We start from the raw sequence: 18,245 nt of genomic DNA on the forward strand, positions 1-18,245 counted from the left end.
AATGCTGTCACTTATTGAACAAATTCGCTCTGGCCATCTCTGGGATTTCCCTGGAGGCATTCATCCGCCAGAACATAAAGCACAATCTCTGACCCATAAAATTGGGCGAGCTAATATTGCGAATGAGATAGTCATCCCAGTCAAACAACACATTGGTAAAGAAGGCGATCTACTGGTCAAAGTTGGAGACTTGGTATTAAAAGGCCAACCTCTCACTCAGTACCACACCAGTTTAAGCTTGCCAGTACATGCATCCACCTCTGGTATCGTCACTGCTATTGAGCCAAGAACAGGCTGCCATCCATCTGGGTTGCCAGAGCTTTCCATTGTTATCAAACCAGATAATAAAGATACGTGGATTGAACACAGTGGCACTCCCAATTATCAAGACCTAAACGCCGAAGATTTGGTCAATATCATCCGTCAATCTGGTATATCAGGTATGGGGGGCGCAGGCTTCCCAACGGCAAGAAAACTCCAGTCGGGTTTTGGCCGCACAGATATATTGATCATTAATGCCGCTGAGTGTGAGCCGTACATTACTGCCGATGACAGCCTAATGCGTGAATATGCAGAGCAAGTTATCCAAGGTATAGACATCTTAAGCCACATATTAAAGCCTAAGCTGTGCATTATTGGCATTGAAGATAACAAGCCTGAAGCAATCCAAGCCCTAAGTAAGGCTGGAGAGAATCATGATATTGTCATTCGTGTCATTCCAACTAAGTATCCATCGGGCGGTGAGCGCCAATTAATCAAAGTTTTAACCAATAAAGAAGTGCCTTCAAGCGGACTGCCTGCAGACATAGGAATCATGGTGCAAAACGTCGGTTCTGCTTTTGCTGTGAAGCGAGCTGTCATAGATGGCGAGCCTTTGGTTGAGCGTGTAGTCACTATGACAGGCCGCAGTGTCAGCCAAGCGCAAAATCTGTGGGTGCCTATCGGGACTCCAGTACAATCTTTACTTGAGCAAGCACACTTTTCTCCTTGGAAAAAACAATCCGTTATTATGGGCGGGCCAATGATGGGCTTTACCTTGCCTCACACCGAGGTTCCTATCACTAAAACCAGTAACTGTATATTAGCTCCTGCGAAGAAAGAGTTAGAGTTCACTGCTGATGAAATGGCCTGCATTCGTTGTGGTCAATGTGCAGCGGCTTGTCCTGCTTCACTACTGCCGCAACAAATGTATTGGTACTCGAAAGATAAAGACCTCGAAAAGTGCGAAGAGTACAAAGTTAAAGACTGTATCGAATGTGGTGCTTGTGCCTATGTGTGCCCTAGTAACATCCCGTTAGTTAACTACTTTCGTCAATCGAAAACAGAAATCAAAATTCAAGCAGCCGAAGCCGAAGCTGCTGAACGCGCTAAGGTTCGTTTTGAACAACGTAAAGAGCGCCTAGAGCGCGATAAAATCGAGCGCGAGCAGAAGTACAAAATAGCCGCAGAAAAACGTCGCAGTCAAATGAAAACTGAAGGCGGTGACGATGCTATTGCTGCTGCGATAGAAAGAGTTAAACAGAAAAAGACTGAAGGTCCTAAACCGGCAGTTGCGGCCGCGATTGCCAGAGCCAAAGCAAAGCAAGCTGAAGCACAACCAGACAACGCTACTGAACCTGACAATTCTGAGATGCGAAAATTGCGTGAACAACGCAAGGAAGAAGCGCGTCTACGTCGCGAACAAAAAGCAGAAAATCAACCAAAAGCAGCAGGGACGAAAAGTGATGCTGTTGCGGCTGCTATTGCTCGCGCAAAAGCTAAAAAAGAACAAGTATCATCAACAAATTCGACAGATGTCGATGCGAAAACTGAAAAGCAAGATGCCGTGAAAGCAGCTATAGAAAGAGCTAAAGCACGCAAAGCCGCGCAAGCAAATATAGAGCCTCAAACTAGCAACACCACAGAGTCTGATGATTCGAAGAAATCTGCTGTCGCTGCTGCAATTGCAAGAGCCAAAGCACGTAAAGCTCAGCAACAACAAACCGCTGACACTGAGCCTCAAACTAGCGAGCCTGCAGAATCGGATGACCCGAAAAAATCCGCCGTCGCTGCTGCTATAGCACGAGCAAAAGCACGTAAAGCTCAGCAACAACAAACTGCTGACACTGAGCCTCAAACTAGCGAGCCTGCAGAGTCAGACGACCCGAAAAAAGCAGCCGTCGCTGCTGCAATTGCACGAGCCAAAGCACGTAAAGCACAGCAACAGCAAACCGCTGACACTGAGCCTCAAACTAGCGAGTCTGCAGAATCAGACGACCCGAAAAAAGCCGCCGTCGCTGCTGCTATAGCCCGAGCAAAAGCACGCAAAGCTCAGCAACAACAAACCGCTGACACTGAGCCTCAAACTAGCGAATCTGTAGAGTCAGACGACCCAAAAAAAGCAGCCGTCGCTTCTGCTATAGCCCGAGCAAAAGCAAGAAAGGCGGCTCAACAAGCCGATAGCACTGACTCTAAGGAGAATAACTAGTGGCATTTTTTATCGCCAGTTCACCCCATACTCAAAAGCGTCGCTCTTTATCGACTATGATGCTTCTGGTCGCACTGTGTGCTATTCCAGGTATTTTGGCGCAAACCTACTTCTTTGGTTTTGGCACTCTAATTCAAGTACTGTTTGCTATCTTAGTGGCTTGGACATATGAGTCTCTCATCATGCTGGCTAGAGGGCGTTCTCCAATACAAGCGCTCCGTGACAATACTGCGCTCGTCACCGCTGTATTACTCGCCATTGCGATCCCCCCGCTTTCCCCTTGGTGGATCACCGTCATAGGTTTATTTTTTGCTATTGTCGTTGCAAAGCACCTCTACGGTGGAGTAGGACAGAACCTATTTAACCCGGCAATGGTCGCTTACGTAGTTTTGCTCATTTCGTTCCCAGTACAGATGACCAGCTGGTTAACTCCAGCACAAATCTCATCATCACCTGTGGGTGCGACCGATGCCCTATCGCTTATTTTTAGCGGTTACAACCTTGATGGTATGTCACTACAGCAGATCCGCACCGGAGTTGATGGGATCACCATGGCAACGCCACTCGATACCGTAAAAACCGGTCTTGGTAATGGTCAAACGCTTTCTGAAATCAATAATAGCCCTTTATTTTCAGGTATCGCAGGCTACGGATGGGAATGGATTAATGTCTTATTCCTTATTGGTGGATTGATAATGCTTAAGCTTCGCGTGATTCAATGGTACATCCCTGTAGGTGTGCTTAGCGGCGTATTCCTTACCAGCCTGATACTGTACATTATCGCCCCAGGTACACTAGGATCACCACTGTTCCAGTTATTTTCGGGGGCAACCATGCTCGGCGCTTTCTTTATCGCAACAGACCCTGTCTCCGCTGCGACAACGATTAAAGGACGAGTGATTTTTGGTGGGTTAATCGGCGCACTGATCGTCATTATCCGCTCCTTTGGCGGCTTTCCTGACGGCGTTGCTTTTGCGGTTATTATAGCCAACATGTGTGTACCGCTGATCGACTACTACACACAACCTAGAACCTACGGTCACAAGTAATATCATGTTAAAAACCATACGACAAAACGGTTTAGTTCTCGCCATGTTCGCTTGCATCACAACAGGTGTGGTCTCTATCACCCATCTATTGACTGAGGATACGATCAAAGCGCAGCAAATCGCTCAGCTGCAAGGGCAGCTAAATCAAGTTATCCCTACAAATTTGCATGACAACGAACTTTACGCCAACTGCATCGACTTACAAAATGAAGTTTTAGGCACTCACGAAATTATGCCTGCTTATATTGCTACTATCGACGGTACGCCAACTTCAGTTGCAATTGAAACTATCGCACCTGATGGTTACAACGGTTCGATTCGTGTATTGGTGGGTGTCGACCTGCAAGGCAAGGTGTTAGGTGCCCGAGTACTGTCGCATCAAGAAACTCCTGGGCTTGGCGATAAAATTGATTTACGTGTATCGGATTGGATCTTGTCATTCACTAATCAAGAAATTACTGCAGACAATCAAGACAACTGGAAAGTACGTAAGGATGGCGGGCAATTTGACCAGTTTACCGGTGCAACGATTACTCCTCGAGCTGTAGTGAAAGCCATCTACAACACAGGACTATACTTTACGCAAAATCAGGAAGATATCTTGAGTAACTCACCACAATGTGAGGTGAAATAATGTCAGAGAAGAAACTGTTATTAAAGAATGGTCTTTGGGATAACAATCCTGCCCTTGTCCAACTGCTTGGCCTCTGTCCACTACTAGCCGTATCAGCAACCGTGACCAACGCATTAGGTCTCGGCATAGCTACTTTGTTAGTATTAGTGGGATCAAATCTAACCGTATCTCTTATTCGCAATCATGTACCTCAAGAGATCCGTTTGCCTATCTTTGTGATGATCATTGCAGCTCTGGTAACCTGCGTTCAACTATTAATGAACGCCTACGCCTATGGCTTATACCTGTCTTTAGGCATTTTCATCCCTTTGATCGTAACCAACTGCATTATCATTGGTCGAGCCGAAGCCTATGCCTCGAAGAATACACCTGCACTGGCTGTATTAGATGGTCTTTGGATGGGATTAGGAATGACTGCCGTACTCGTGGTTCTTGGTGCAATTCGAGAAATTCTCGGTAATGGTACACTTTTCGATGGCGCTGATTTGCTACTGGGTGATTGGGCAAGCGTATTGCGCATTCAAGTGTATCAGGTTGACAGTAACTTCCTACTTGCGATGCTACCACCCGGTGCTTTTATCGGTGTGGGTTTCTTAATTGCTGGTAAGAACTGGATAGACAACTACCGAGCGCAACAAGCACCGAAGCATGAGAAACAGCAGATTGAACGGGCTCGTGTTACTAACAACTAATCTTATTTAAAAACGGACTCAATGAATAAAGATAAGCGTCGACTCATACTTGAGAGATTGCGTGAGGAAAACCCTCACCCAGAAACGGAACTCAACTGGAGCTCCCCTTTTGAATTACTGATAGCGGTATTATTATCGGCTCAAGCAACCGATGTCAGTGTTAATAAGGCAACCGACAAGCTGTATCCTGTCGCCAATACCCCGCAAGGCATACTAGATTTAGGTGTTGATGGCTTAAAGGAATACATAAAGACTATTGGTTTGTTCAATTCAAAGGCAGAAAACACCATCAAGACCTGTAAGATATTACTTGAACAACATGGTGGTGAAGTCCCTGAAAATAGAGAAGCTCTTGAAGCCCTACCGGGCGTCGGAAGAAAGACAGCTAATGTGGTTCTCAATACTGCATTTGGTTGGCCGACTATTGCGGTTGATACACATATCTACCGGGTTTCGAATCGCACCAAGTTTGCCATGGGTAAAACCGTAGATGATGTTGAACAAAAGCTACTCAAGGTTGTGCCAAAAGAGTTCAAGCTAGATGTGCATCATTGGCTAATTCTCCACGGTCGTTACACCTGTATTGCTCGCAACCCACGTTGTGGCAGTTGCATGATAGAAGACTTGTGCGAGTACAAAGATAAGGATATCGATTAAAACTACTCTCCATTTCACAAATAATAAGGATCAATCATGTCTCAAGGCCGCGTATTACACACCATGCTTCGCGTGGGTGATTTAGATAAGTCTATCGAGTTCTATACCAAAGTAATGGGTATGGAACTATTGCGTAAGAACGAAAACAAAGAATACCAATACACTCTTGCCTTTGTCGGCTTTGGCGACGAATCACAAGGTGCAGTCATTGAACTGACCTACAACTGGGGCACAACAGAGTACGATCTTGGCGATGCTTTTGGCCACGTCGCTATTGGGTATGAGGATATCTATGCTACTTGTGATGCTATCAAGGCAGTTGGTGGAAACGTAACTCGCGAGCCAGGCCCAGTTAAAGGGGGCTCAACACATATTGCTTTTGTCACTGACCCTGATGGTTACAAGATAGAACTTATTCAGCGAGAAAATGCCTCGTCTGGTTTGAACGGCTAATCAATTCACAGATAAGTAAACACGTTTACTAGGGCTGTAATTGTCTAAAGATAATTACAGCCCTTTTGTCATATTTAGACTCAGGAAAATTAATGTATGGGTTTAGAAAACCTTATGAATCTGTAATAATGCTCGCCTTAATCCATACGCTTTACTTGTTATGACTGTAGAAAATGAAGCTTTGACGCTAAAAAAACGATTTAGAGGGTATTTCCCTGTGGTTATCGACGTAGAAACCGCTGGTTTTAATGCCTCAACTGACGCGTTGCTTGAAATATGCGCAGTAACTCTGGCTATGGATGAAAACGGAGACTTGCATCCAGCAAGCACCCTGACTTTCCAAGTAGAACCATTTGAAGGAGCAAATTTAGAGAAGGAAGCACTCGAATTTATCGGAATGCGTGACCCTTTCAGCCCATTGCGTGGCGCTATCCCCGAATCAGAAGCATTGAAAGAGATCTATAAACTGGTTCGCAAAGAACAAAAGCTAGCCGGTTGTAGCCGAGCGATCATCGTGGCGCATAATGCTGCCTTTGATCATGGCTTTGTCTCTCAGGCTAGCGAACGTTCCAAGTTGAAACGTGTACCGTTCCACCCTTTTGCCACTTTCGATACCGCGACTCTTAGCGGCTTAGCTTATGGTCAAACCGTTTTAGCCAAAGCATGTAAAGCAGCGCAGATAGAGTTCGACAATAAAGAGGCACACTCAGCGCTTTACGATACACAAAAGACCGCTGAATTATTTTGTAAAATTGTCAATAAATGGAAAGCCTTAGGTGGCTGGCCAATGCTTGACGAAGAATAAACACAACTAAACAATTAGAGAAGTATAATGAATCCCGTTGTCATTTCCGTTTGTATCATGCTGCTATTAGCATTGATGCGCGTTAACGTCGTTGTTGCGTTAACTTTTAGTGCTATTGTTGGTGGACTTACCGCTGGCATGAACATTACCGACACCATTGCTGCCTTTGAAGGTGGATTAGGTGGTGGTGCAACCATCGCTCTTAGCTACGCCATGCTGGGTACGTTTGCGGTTGCTATCTCAAAGTCAGGTATTACCGACCTATTGGCACAAAGCGTCATTAAACGCATTAATGGCCAAGAGAGTGACACTGCATCTACTGGTCTTAAATACGCTGTACTGGTTGCTCTTATCTTAATCACTATGTCATCGCAGAACGTTATTCCTGTTCACATTGCATTCATTCCCATTCTTATTCCGCCTCTACTTGCAGTGTTCTCAAAACTAAACATTGACCGTCGTATGATTGCCTGTGTACTTACTTTTGGTCTTGTTACTCCTTATATGATTCTGCCAATTGGCTTTGGTGGCATTTTCCTGAACAACATATTGCTGAAAAACCTCAACGACAACGGCCTGCACAACATCGTTGCATCTGATGTACCGATGGCGATGTTACTCCCTGCGCTGGGCATGATCACAGGTCTGCTTGTGGCTATCTTTATTAGCTACCGTAAACCTCGCACTTACAAAGAAACAGAAATCACGCATGTAGATGCAGAGCCTAGTCACATCAATAAAAAACACATTATTGTTGCCGTAGGCGCTATCATCGCTGCACTATCAGTACAGCTGTACACAGGATCAATGATTATCGGTGCACTCGCCGGTTTCATGGTGTTCACCTTTGGTGGTGTGATCGCATGGAAAGAAACCCACGATGTATTTACTCGTGGCGTTCATATGATGGCGATGATTGGTTTTATTATGATTGCAGCAGCTGGTTTTGCAGCGGTGATGAAAGCTACTGGTGGTGTAGAGACACTTGTTGAAGCTCTGTCTACTTCTATTGGTGACAATAAGCCTCTTGCGGCGCTATTGATGCTGATTGTTGGTCTTCTAGTGACTATGGGTATTGGCTCTTCATTCTCAACTATCCCAATTATCGCAACCATCTATGTACCACTAGCAACAGCTTTTGGTTTCTCTCCAATGGCTATCGTTGCTTTGGTAGGTACAGCAGCAGCACTAGGTGATGCAGGCTCTCCGGCTTCAGATTCAACCCTTGGTCCAACATCTGGTCTTAACGCAGATGGACAGCACGAGCACATCTGGCAAACAGTGGTTCCAACTTTCATCCACTACAACATCCCACTGATCATTTTCGGTTGGGTGGCAGCTATGGTTCTTTAACCTCGCTCAAAAATAGAAAAAGGCTTCCAGTTGGAAGCCTTTTTAATATCTGCACTCTATAAGAGCTCAGTGCTCTGCGAAGATTATTCGCTAGCTGAACGTTGAGCGGCCTGCTTAATAAGAGGCTGAAGTTCGCCTTTTTGGAACATCTCTATAATGATGTCACAACCGCCGATTAGCTCACCTTCGATCCATAGTTGTGGGAAAGTTGGCCATTGTGCATAAGCTGGAAGCTCAGCACGGATATCAGGGTTTTGCAGGATATCAACGTATGCAAACTTTTCACCACACGCCATCAAAGCTTGAGACGCTTGAGAAGAAAATCCACAGCTAGGAAGCTTAGGTGAACCTTTCATGTAAAGAAGGATAGTGTTTTGTTCGATCTGCTGTTTGATTTTGTCTAGGGTTTCCATTGCGTTCCTCGGATCCATGTACGCTATATAGTATTCCGTTATTTTACCTTACTAGCTTAGAATAAAAACCATAAACTAACTATGGTTATTGTTGCGAAAATAGACAAAAGTTGGCGTAACCGCACTCTGTTGGTTACCAAATATTATAAATTTGTTGCCTAACCTTTTATTAGTATAAAAAATTGATAGAATGCAAACGAAGTTAGAGAACTAATTTGCACAGCGGTTCGTAGTACTACCTACCCTGTCACATGCATTTGATGAGAAATCTCTCATCGAGTGTAATTTGTTATTACATTGGAAGCTTAGGGCTTAGCCCTCATAAATGGAGAACCGAGCAAATGGCATTTGAACTACCAGCTCTTCCTTACGCAAAAGACGCGCTAGAACCACATATCTCTGCTGAGACTCTAGATTTTCACCACGGTAAACACCACAACACTTACGTTGTTAAACTAAATGGCCTAATCCCTGGTACTGAGTTTGAAGGCAAAACACTAGAAGAAATCGTTAAGACTTCTACCGGTGGTGTATTCAACAACGCAGCACAAATTTGGAACCACACGTTCTACTGGCACTGCCTAGCGCCAAACGCAGGCGGCGAACCAACGGGCGCTGTTGCTGACGCAATCAACGCAGCATTTGGTTCTTTTGAAGAGTTCAAAGCTAAATTCACTGATTCTGCAATCAACAACTTCGGTTCTTCTTGGACTTGGCTTGTTAAGAATGCAGACGGTTCACTAGCAATCGTTAACACTTCAAACGCAGCGACTCCTCTAACAGAAGAAGGTGTAACTCCTCTTCTAACTGTTGACCTTTGGGAACACGCTTACTACATCGATTACCGTAACGTTCGTCCAGACTACATGAATGGCTTCTGGGCTCTAGTTAACTGGGACTTCGTTGCACAAAACTTAGCTAAATAATTAGCTGATTTATAATGAAAAGGCTGCCTATTTAGGCAGCCTTTTTTGTCGTTTGCGGATGGTTATGCAGTCTTGTTGATTAGGAATGATATTCCATACAAATTTTCCTTAGTTATTGCTACCTCTATCATACAAACTGTGAGCTACTCCTTAGTTCAAGTAATTGCATATCATAAACACAAGAAATCACCATCTTGTTCACATCTTATTCACTATATTCGATCGTATAACTATGAGTCAGATATGGCTCTTAGATCCAACTAGCGGATTCATTTATAGAGGGCTATTAAGCCCTCTATTTGTCACTGCGGTGATCAGTAGTTTTCTTTAAGCTCTAGAAAAATCAGGTGGTCAACAATGGTTATTCACAATTCCGTGGTATTAATTACCTCGGCAGGAACAATACTTGGGAGGACTCTCGCCCTTCACTTTGCCTCTCTTGGAGCCAAGGTTGTCATCACGGACAAAAACTCATCGCTCCTTAAAGGCACATACAGAGAATGTATAGAATCTGGTTTTAATGTGTGCACCTATGCGCTACCTGATGACACCCAACATAATGTCGATGATATGTTTAACTATATTGAGAACTTCTATGACCGTGGCGTTGATATTCTGATCAATAATTGGGAAAACCATCCACTGCCGACTTTGGTAAGCCCTACTCCAGCGGAGGAATTTAGCGAGCAATTCTCTCACCTTGTTCAATCACTGTTTAGCTGCGGTCACGCTTGCGCAGAGCAAATGCGTAAGAACCACCAGCAAGGTGTGATTGTGAATATCCTTACAAATGAACGCTCTGAATCTATTCTTGGTACCGAAAGCACGAGTTCTATGGTCAGTGGTCTAACAAAGAGTTGGGCTAAGGAGCTCAACCCGTTTGATATTCGTGTTGGAGGTATCTTGCCTAGCGTGCATCACTCTCGCCATGATGACTATCAAAACAGCTTTGCTAACATTCGCGAAGAACTGATAAGAAATACGGAATACATTGTCTCAAACGACTCGTTTAACGGGCGAGTAATGTCATGGTAGTTCAGTAGTGAATTGCTAGCATCTTTCTATTGGATAACCTCATGGATGGTCCCACAAGTTCAGATAACTTTGTGGATAGAACGTACATCGTTCATGTTCCAAGCATCAAAAATAAAAAATCCCAGCACCTTTCAGCGCTGGGATTTTTCTATTCGGTGTGGACTCTTTCAAGCCCACTAATCAAGAGTCGAATTACTTCGCTTTAGCAACTTTTTGGTCTGCTTTTTTCTTGATTACTGTAGTGCCTTCGAAAGTTTCACCTTCAACGTATGGCTTACCGTAGTAAGACGTTGTTAGTACTTCTTTAAGCTCAGTGATTAGAGGGTAACGTGGGTTAGCACCTGTACACTGATCATCGAATGCTTCAACAGATAGCTCATCTAGTTTAGCGATGAAGTCTGCTTCATTAACACCCGCTTCTTGAATAGATAAAGGAATATCCAAATCTTTCTTCAGCTCTTCTAACCATGTTAGTAGACGTTCAATCTTCTGAGCAGTGCGGTCACCAGCTTGGCTTAGGCCTAGGTGGTCTGCAACTTCAGCGTAACGACGACGTGCTTGCGGACGGTCGTATTGAGAGAATGCCGTTTGCTTAGTTGGGTTATCGTTCGCGTTGTAACGTACAACGTTAGAAATCATCAATGCGTTTGCAAGACCGTGCGGTAAGTGGAACTCAGCACCGATTTTGTGAGCAATTGAGTGACACACTCCTAGGAAAGACTGTGCAAATGCAATACCAGCGATAGTTGCCGCATTGTGTACTTTCTCACGAGCGATTGGGTCTGCTGCACCGTGCTTGTAGCTCGCTGGTAGGTATTCTTTTAGCATCTTAAGTGCTTGAAGAGCCTGGCCATCCGAGTATTCGTTAGCAAGAACAGATACGTATGCTTCTAGTGCGTGAGTTACTGCATCGTAACCACCGAACGCTGTTAGAGACTTAGGCATGTTCATTACTAGGTTAGCATCAACAATAGCCATGTTAGGCGTTAGCTCGTAATCTGCTAGTGGGTATTTAGCACCTGTTTTGTCGTCTGTAACAACAGCAAATGGAGTTACTTCTGAACCTGTACCAGAAGTTGTAGTAATACATACTAGTTCAGCTTTCTCACCCATTTTAGGGAACTTGTAGATACGTTTACGGATATCCATAAAGCGCATTGCTAGTTCTTCAAAGTGAGTTTCTGGGTGCTCGTACATTACCCACATGATCTTAGCTGCATCCATTGGTGAACCACCACCAAGCGCTAGGATTACATCAGGTTGGAAGCTTTGCATTGCTGCAGCGCCTTTCTCAACAACAGATAGTGTTGGATCTGCTTCTACATCGAAGAATGTTTGAACTTCAATGCCTTGAGCTTTAAGAAGGCTAACTACGCTGTCTGCGTAACCGTTGTTAAATAAGAAACGGTCAGTTACTAGGAATGCGCGTTTCTTACCTTCTAGGTCGCCAAGAGCGATTGGAAGGCTACCACGACGGAAATAGATAGACTTAGGTAGTTTGTGCCACAACATATTTTCAGCTCGCTTCGCTACAGTTTTCTTGTTGATAAGGTGCTTAGGACCCACGTTCTCAGAGATAGAGTTACCACCCCAAGAACCACAACCTAAAGTTAGAGAAGGTGCAACGTTAAAGTTGTAAAGATCACCGATACCACCATGAGTAGAAGGGATGTTTACAAGAATACGAGCCGTCTTCAACTTGTCGCCGAAGTAACGAATGCGGTCAGTGTTTGTGTCTTGATCTGTATACAGACCAGATGTGTGACCGATACCACCGATTTCAACCATAGTTACTGCTTGAGCAACAGCATCTTCGAAGTTGTCAGCGCGGAATAGACCTAGAGTTGGAGATAGTTTCTCATGAGCAAATTCGTCATCGTAAGATACTTTACCAAGACCTTCACCCACTAGCACTTTAGTGTCAGCAGGAACTTTAACGCCAGCCATTTCAGCGATTGCTGGAGCAGGTTGACCAACGATCTTAGCATTTAGGTTGCCATCAATTAGAAGTACTTTACGTACTTTATTCGCGTCAGCTTTGCTTAGTACGTGTGCTTTGTGAGAAGCAAAACGAGCTTTAACTTCGTCATACACTTCATCAACTACGATAGCCGCTTGCTCAGAAGCACATACTACGCCGTTATCGAACGTTTTAGACATAAGAATAGAAGCTACAGCACGTTTGATGTCTGCAGTTTCGTCGATTACTACTGGAACGTTACCCGCACCAACACCGATTGCTGGCTTACCAGAAGAGTAAGCAGCTTTAACCATGCCTGGACCACCAGTTGCAAGGATAAGAGCGATACCGTCGTGTTTCATCAGGCCATTAGATAGCTCAACAGAAGGTTGGTCGATCCAACCGATGATGTCTTTTGGAGCACCCGCTGCTACTGCTGCATCTAGAACTAGCTTAGCTGCATCATTAGTAGAGTTCTTAGCACGTGGGTGTGGCGAGAAGATGATGCCGTTACGTGTTTTAAGTGAGATTAGAGATTTGAAGATTGCAGTAGATGTAGGGTTAGTCGTTGGAACGATACCACAGATGATACCAACAGGTTCTGCAATGGTCATTGTGCCTAGGTTGTCATCTTCTTCTAAGATGCCACAGGTTTTCTCATCTTTATATTTGTTGTAGATAAACTCAGATGCAAAGTGGTTTTTGATTACCTTGTCTTCTACGATGCCCATGCCAGATTCCGCTACAGCTTGCTGTGCTAGAGGAATACGTGCTTGGTTGGCTGCTAGAGAAGCTGCACGGAAGATCGTGTCTACTTGCTCTTGCGAAAACGTTGCAAACTCTTCTTGAGCCGCTTTAACGCGAGCTACTAGAGCGTCCAGTTCAGCCATATTAGTTACAGGCATAATTATCTCCTAGATATTTTAAATTAAAAACTTTTTAGTAAGGTTTGTTAGTTAAACCACACAGCTTAGTAAATAGCTTTCACAGACGAGTATATTATTTCACTCTGCGAATAAAATTGACTCAGATCACTTAGTTTGAAAGAACTACCACCAAATGGTTATTAGCTGAGCTTATTCTAAATGCCATATTGTATTACAAATAGTGCAATCTGTGATGCTGATCTCATCCATGAAAGTAGCCCTTTTACTACGTAATAAAAATTCCATTACGTCATAAATTTTCAAATCCTGTAGGCCATATAAAACGTGCCAGACCCTAGTATAACCATTGTTTTGTATAGGACAACGAGAAATTTTGCGCAGTTATTTACTTTTGATGTCTCTTTGTAATCTAGTACTACTCTTAGTGTCAGGCATACGAAATATGTCGAATTCTCTTCTTCAGCGCCTTGGGATTTACGCATTAGTTTTTCTAATGCATAATTGATTATCATTTAGAAAACTTCAGGCGAATACTTGAAAGTTTCACTGGCGTAAATTCTCGTCCTTGATTAAAGTAGCGCGGAAATTTATTACACCCCGTTTTTCTTATTAAGGCTCGCTAATGCAAGGTATGGACGTTGCTGTATATCTACAGTTTTTTGTTGGCTTATTTGCCATTGTTAACCCTGTGGGCATCATGCCGATTTTCGTGTCATTGACGAATCATCTATCCCCAGAAGAACGTATTAAAACAGCCTCAACAGCAAATATTGCTGTTGCGGTAATTTTGATCGTTTCCTTGTTTGCAGGCCAGATGCTGCTTGATGTGTTTAGTATCTCTCTTGATTCGTTTCGTATTGCAGGTGGCTTACTTTTAGTTAGCATTGCATTTGCCATGATGAACGGCCAATTAGGTGAGCAAAAACAAAACAAGCAAGAAAAAGCAGAGAGTATTAGTAAAGAGCAAGTGGGCGTAGTACCACTAGCTATGCCGTTGATGGCGGGTCCTGGTGCTATCAGTTCAACCATCGTGTTTGGCTCAAATCACACGGGTCCAATGGATTATGTAGCAGTCACGGTTACCGTAATCATATTCTCTTTTTGTTGCTGGGTGTTGTTCCGCTCTGCACCTTTCATCGTACGTTTTTTAGGGCAAACAGGGATCAACGTTATCACTCGTATTATGGGTTTGATATTGGGTGCACTCGGCATTGAATTTATTGCCAGCGGAATTGGCGCGCTATTCCCTGGGTTGATGAGCTAGTTGACACCAGAAAACACATCCACATCCGTACAAAAAAGCACCTCTTAGGTGCTTTTTTCGTTCTAATCTGAAAAACGTGTGCTTAGGTTTCTTTTTCGGGTCACCTTATATCTACGTGCTATCCTATTGTTATTACTGATTTAAGTTAATTTGATATGCCACACCCAGAACATACTCTTAGATACCGACTTTATGTGATCATTTTTCGTACCGATACGCCACTAGGTCGTTGGTTCGATATCTGCTTGATTGCTTCCATCATCAGCTCTTTGCTGGTTTTGATTATGGGTTCTGTAGAATCAGTAAATGAAAAGTGGGCAACACAGCTAGGTTATCTTGAAGTTCTATTCACAGCCCTCTTTACTATCGAGTACTTATTGCGCCTATATTGCTCACCTAAGCCTTGGGCTTACGCGAAGAGCTTCTATGGCTTTGTAGACCTTATGGCCATCTTGCCTTTCTATATAGCGCTACTAGTACCAAATGCACACTTTCTGGGAGTGGTAAGACTGCTACGTGTAATGCGTATCTTCAGAATACTGAAATTGGTTCAATACATTCAAGATTCCAATGTCATCATGCGCTCCCTATGGAACTCTAGACGCAAGATTTTTATCTTCTTTAGTATGGTGGCCATACTCGTGACCATCTTTGGGGCGCTGCTATACATTATTGAAGGTCCAGAGAACGGCTTTACTAGCATTCCAACCAGTATTTATTGGGCTATAGTCACCATCACCACGGTCGGCTACGGCGACATATCCCCTGTTACCACACTAGGTAGAGCAATAGCGTCACTGACTATGCTATTGGGTTATTCAATTCTGGCTGTACCCACAGGAATTATCACCGCAGAGATGAGCCAAGAAGTTAAGCAACAGAAGAAAATCTATCGAGACCATAGAGATCTAGTGATGTGTCCAAATTGCATGAAGAATGACCATGAACCTGATGCGTTTCATTGCAAACACTGTGGCAGTGAGTTGCCAGATCATGAAGAACGTGTCGTGAAGATCACCAGTAGCACTAGTGATTATGATTAGCCAAGCTGCCATAGTGAGAAGTTGTCATACTGGCGAATGCCAGTATCTTAGAGTGCACATACTCAGGTCAAGAACCACCTAAGATTCCAGCTCAAGGCTGGAATGACGGTAAAATCGGACGTTCGCTCTCTGTCTGCACTAAATTATGTCGTCATTCAGGAAGCAACAGGGTTGCTATCCTAAATCTTAGAAAGATCGAGTCCTCCCCACTCTAAAAACAAAAAAAGCGCCCATAGGGCGCCTTCAAATCAACTAAGCACTTAAAGCTACTATTAAGACTTCTCAGCCAGAATAATACGTAGAGTACGACGCAGTGGCTCTGCAGCCCCCCATAGGAGCTGATCGCCCACAGTAAAGGCATTTAAAAAGTCATCGCCCATGGCCATCTTACGCAGACGACCAACAGGAACAGACATAGTACCCGTCACCTTCGCTGGAGTAAGCTCTTGAGCTGTAATATCACGCTCATTTGGAATAACTTTAACCCAATCGTTATGCGTTCCAATGATCTCTTCGATTTCGTCCATAGGTACGTTTTGCTTCAGCTTGATGGTCAGTGCTTGTGCGTGACAACGCATTGCGCCGATACGAACACAGGTACCATCAATGGCAATTGGGTTTCCATCTAAGCCCAGAATCTTGTTCGCTTCAACGCCCGCTTTCCACTCTTCTTTGCTCTGGCCATTTTCGCGTTTAACGTCAATCCAAGGGATAAGAGAGCCTGCTAGAGGTGCGCCAAACTGATCGGTAGGGAAAGCATCAGAGCGAATAGTTTCTGCAACTTTACGATCGATATCTAAAATAGAGGTCGCTGGATCGGCAAGCTCAGCCGCAACTGATTGCTGCACAACACCCATTTGAGCAATCAGCTCACGCATGTTTTTCGCACCAGCGCCAGAAGCCGCTTGATAAGTCATAGCACTCATCCACTCAACAAGACCTTTCTCATAGAGCCCGCCGAGCGCCATTAGCATCAAGCTTACTGTGCAGTTACCACCTACAAAGGTAGAAGTACCTGAATGAATGCCTTGCTGAATTTGAGCCAGGTTCACAGGATCAAGAGTAATGATGGAGTCTTTATCCATACGCAGTGTAGAAGCAGCATCAATCCAGTAGCCTTTCCAACCCGCTTGTTTCAGTGCAGGATACACTTTCTCAGTATAACTACCGCCCTGACAGGTCACAATGGCATCTAATTGCTTCAGACTTTCGATATCAAAAGCATCCTGTAGCATACCCGCTTCTTTTCCTGCATAGACAGGAGCCGGAATACCGACCTGAGAGGTGCTATAGAAGACCGGATCGATTAGATCAAAGTCGTTTTCTTCTACCATTCTTTGCATTAAAACTGAGCCAACCATACCGCGCCAGCCAACTAAACCTACTCGCATCATCTCTATACTCCATGTAATTTTGGGAATGCACTGAAATCATCGTCAGTGCTAATCAAATTTTTTACTGTCCTTCATATTTAAAAAAGTTGAGCCGAATGACAAGAAATTTTATCCATAAAGTGTAAAAAAAACGCAACCTCAAAGGTTGCGTTATCTTAACTACTTGTTTTTAAGGGTTAACCCTTTCGAGTGAGCTGATCTCGTAGATTTGGTGGGCAACCTTTGATTGTTAAGGTGTCAGTCTCTGGATCATAGAAAACACGCTCACCCATTAACATAGAATCAAAGCTGATATTCAGGCCGCCACCTGCGCCAACGAACTTAGTTAGCTTGCGTACAGCTGCTCTATCGCCCGGAAAGCTCTCTTCCAGCTCATAGCCTTGCTCTTGAGTAAAATCAGAAAAGCTCGTGCCGTCATCGCTTTTTGGTAGCTCTTGTGATAACTCACGAACTTCAACCTCATCACCTGCTTTGATCTGCTCGTTACAGTAATCGGCAACCTGTTTGCGATAAGAATTTGCGTCATCTTTCTCTAACTTAGCATCAGCAACAAAGTCATCCACGGCTTGCATCAACACCAAATTTTGCTGTTTGGTATCCAAGCCAGTTTCCGCTTGCAGAAAATCCAAGAAGAAATCAGAAACCTTACGCCCTACTCGCCCCTTGATAAAAGTAAGCGAGCGGTTTGAATCCCTGTCTGTTTGATAAGTAGAAAGATCAATACGTGCCGCTATATCCATCTTAGAGATATCTAAGTAATCCGTAGCACTAATATCTAGCCCTTCGGTAACTTTAAGACTTTCGTTAGATGGGATAAGCGCAATAAACAAATAATCAGTGGCTAAAGACTGATAGTGAGCTAGCACTAAGAAGCCTTCTTCAGCAAAAGGGTATTTGCTGATCTCAGAGATCAGTCGCTTGGCACTATTTTGTGAGAAAGTGTAAAAGTCGAGAGCATCGGCTAACGTGTCGTCTAACCAAACCTTGAACTCGCTCTCATCTGAGAAGGTTCCAAAGCCTTTTCCTGCTTTTGCATTGAACACTCGATGCAATTCAGCGACTAAACTTTCAGTAGATGCGTCATTAGTTAGTGCTGATTCACGGTAGTTAACCGTTAGCTGTTGCTCAGAATCTTTAACTAATTGATGCAAAATGACATTAGATAATTGTAAACTCATAGGAGATTTCTATCTCTTGTGATTTCAGTTGTTAT

The 18,245-nt window shown here is 43.9% G+C and carries 16 protein-coding genes; 12 read left to right on the plus strand and 4 right to left on the minus strand.

The window, feature by feature from the left end; translation table 11 throughout:
• The first annotated feature begins 1 nt into the window (after position 1).
• The 8 genes from rsxC (at position 2) to OCU48_RS09120 (ending at position 8,110) form a co-directional block, all read left to right on the plus strand.
• Entirely contained in the window at positions 2–2,467 is a 2,466-nt protein-coding gene (rsxC, locus tag OCU48_RS09085) for an electron transport complex subunit RsxC (protein WP_141346138.1), read from the plus strand.
• Positions 2,467–3,516, plus strand: coding sequence for an electron transport complex subunit RsxD (rsxD, locus tag OCU48_RS09090; protein ID WP_141346137.1), 1,050 nt, complete (start codon positions 2,467–2,469; stop codon positions 3,514–3,516). Before rsxC ends, rsxD begins: the two co-directional genes overlap by 1 nt.
• 4 nt (positions 3,517–3,520) lie before the next feature.
• Positions 3,521–4,150 carry an electron transport complex subunit RsxG gene (gene rsxG, locus OCU48_RS09095; protein ID WP_141346136.1) on the plus strand — a complete coding sequence of 210 codons (630 nt, stop codon included), beginning with the start codon at positions 3,521–3,523 and terminating at the stop codon, positions 4,148–4,150.
• Positions 4,150–4,842 (plus strand): electron transport complex subunit E, encoded by a 693-nt coding sequence (locus OCU48_RS09100; protein ID WP_141346135.1) that lies wholly within the window; start codon positions 4,150–4,152, stop codon positions 4,840–4,842. Before rsxG ends, OCU48_RS09100 begins: the two co-directional genes overlap by 1 nt.
• A 21-nt stretch (positions 4,843–4,863) precedes the next feature.
• Positions 4,864–5,499, plus strand: coding sequence for an endonuclease III (gene nth, locus OCU48_RS09105; protein ID WP_141346134.1), 636 nt, complete (start codon positions 4,864–4,866; stop codon positions 5,497–5,499).
• 36 nt (positions 5,500–5,535) lie between these two features.
• On the plus strand, positions 5,536–5,952 hold the full coding sequence (gloA, locus tag OCU48_RS09110) for a lactoylglutathione lyase (RefSeq protein WP_141346133.1): 417 nt from the start codon (positions 5,536–5,538) through the stop codon (positions 5,950–5,952).
• 160 nt (positions 5,953–6,112) lie between these two features.
• A complete protein-coding gene (gene rnt, locus OCU48_RS09115) occupies positions 6,113–6,757 on the plus strand; it encodes a ribonuclease T (protein ID WP_141346132.1) in 645 nt (214 codons plus the stop codon).
• A 27-nt stretch (positions 6,758–6,784) separates the two neighbouring features.
• Complete coding sequence (locus tag OCU48_RS09120; RefSeq protein WP_141346131.1) at positions 6,785–8,110, plus strand: Na+/H+ antiporter family protein; 1,326 nt, start codon at positions 6,785–6,787, stop codon at positions 8,108–8,110.
• 83 nt (positions 8,111–8,193) lie between these two features.
• On the opposite strand, the gene grxD is transcribed toward OCU48_RS09120, so the two are convergent.
• Entirely contained in the window at positions 8,194–8,523 is a 330-nt protein-coding gene (grxD, locus tag OCU48_RS09125; RefSeq protein WP_017027025.1) for a Grx4 family monothiol glutaredoxin, read from the minus strand.
• Between the two features lie 341 nt (positions 8,524–8,864).
• On the opposite strand from grxD, the gene sodB reads away from it, so the two are divergent.
• Positions 8,865–9,449, plus strand: a complete 585-nt coding sequence (sodB, locus tag OCU48_RS09130; RefSeq protein ID WP_141273421.1) for a superoxide dismutase [Fe] — start codon at positions 8,865–8,867, stop codon at positions 9,447–9,449.
• A gap of 357 nt (positions 9,450–9,806) precedes the next feature.
• Positions 9,807–10,484: an SDR family oxidoreductase gene (locus OCU48_RS09135; protein WP_141346130.1), complete on the plus strand. Its 678-nt coding sequence runs from the start codon at positions 9,807–9,809 to the stop codon at positions 10,482–10,484.
• Between the two features lie 192 nt (positions 10,485–10,676).
• Here OCU48_RS09135 and adhE read toward each other — a convergent pair whose 3' ends face one another.
• On the minus strand, positions 10,677–13,349 hold the full coding sequence (gene adhE / locus OCU48_RS09140) for a bifunctional acetaldehyde-CoA/alcohol dehydrogenase (protein WP_141346129.1): 2,673 nt from the start codon (positions 13,347–13,349) through the stop codon (positions 10,677–10,679).
• A gap of 604 nt (positions 13,350–13,953) precedes the next feature.
• Between adhE and OCU48_RS09145 the strand changes: the two genes are divergently transcribed.
• Together OCU48_RS09145 and OCU48_RS09150 are read left to right on the plus strand one after the other, a co-directional pair.
• The gene (locus OCU48_RS09145) at positions 13,954–14,595 is read left to right on the plus strand and encodes a YchE family NAAT transporter (RefSeq protein WP_141346128.1); all 642 of its coding nucleotides are present in this window, start codon (positions 13,954–13,956) and stop codon (positions 14,593–14,595) included.
• A 155-nt stretch (positions 14,596–14,750) separates the two neighbouring features.
• Positions 14,751–15,638, plus strand: coding sequence for an ion transporter (locus OCU48_RS09150; RefSeq protein WP_208727164.1), 888 nt, complete (start codon positions 14,751–14,753; stop codon positions 15,636–15,638).
• Positions 15,639–15,910: 272 nt separating this feature from the next.
• Here the strand turns inward: OCU48_RS09150 and asd are convergent, their stop codons facing one another.
• Complete coding sequence (asd, locus tag OCU48_RS09155; protein ID WP_141346147.1) at positions 15,911–17,029, minus strand: aspartate-semialdehyde dehydrogenase; 1,119 nt, start codon at positions 17,027–17,029, stop codon at positions 15,911–15,913.
• Positions 17,030–17,208: 179 nt separating this feature from the next.
• Positions 17,209–18,210: a nucleoid-associated protein YejK gene (gene yejK, locus OCU48_RS09160; protein WP_141346127.1), complete on the minus strand. Its 1,002-nt coding sequence runs from the start codon at positions 18,208–18,210 to the stop codon at positions 17,209–17,211.
• Positions 18,211–18,245 lie beyond the last annotated feature (35 nt).

Origin of the sequence: Vibrio inusitatus (assembly GCA_024346935.1) — a bacterium.
In the GTDB taxonomy this organism is placed as follows: Bacteria; Pseudomonadota; Gammaproteobacteria; order Enterobacterales; family Vibrionaceae; genus Vibrio; species Vibrio inusitatus.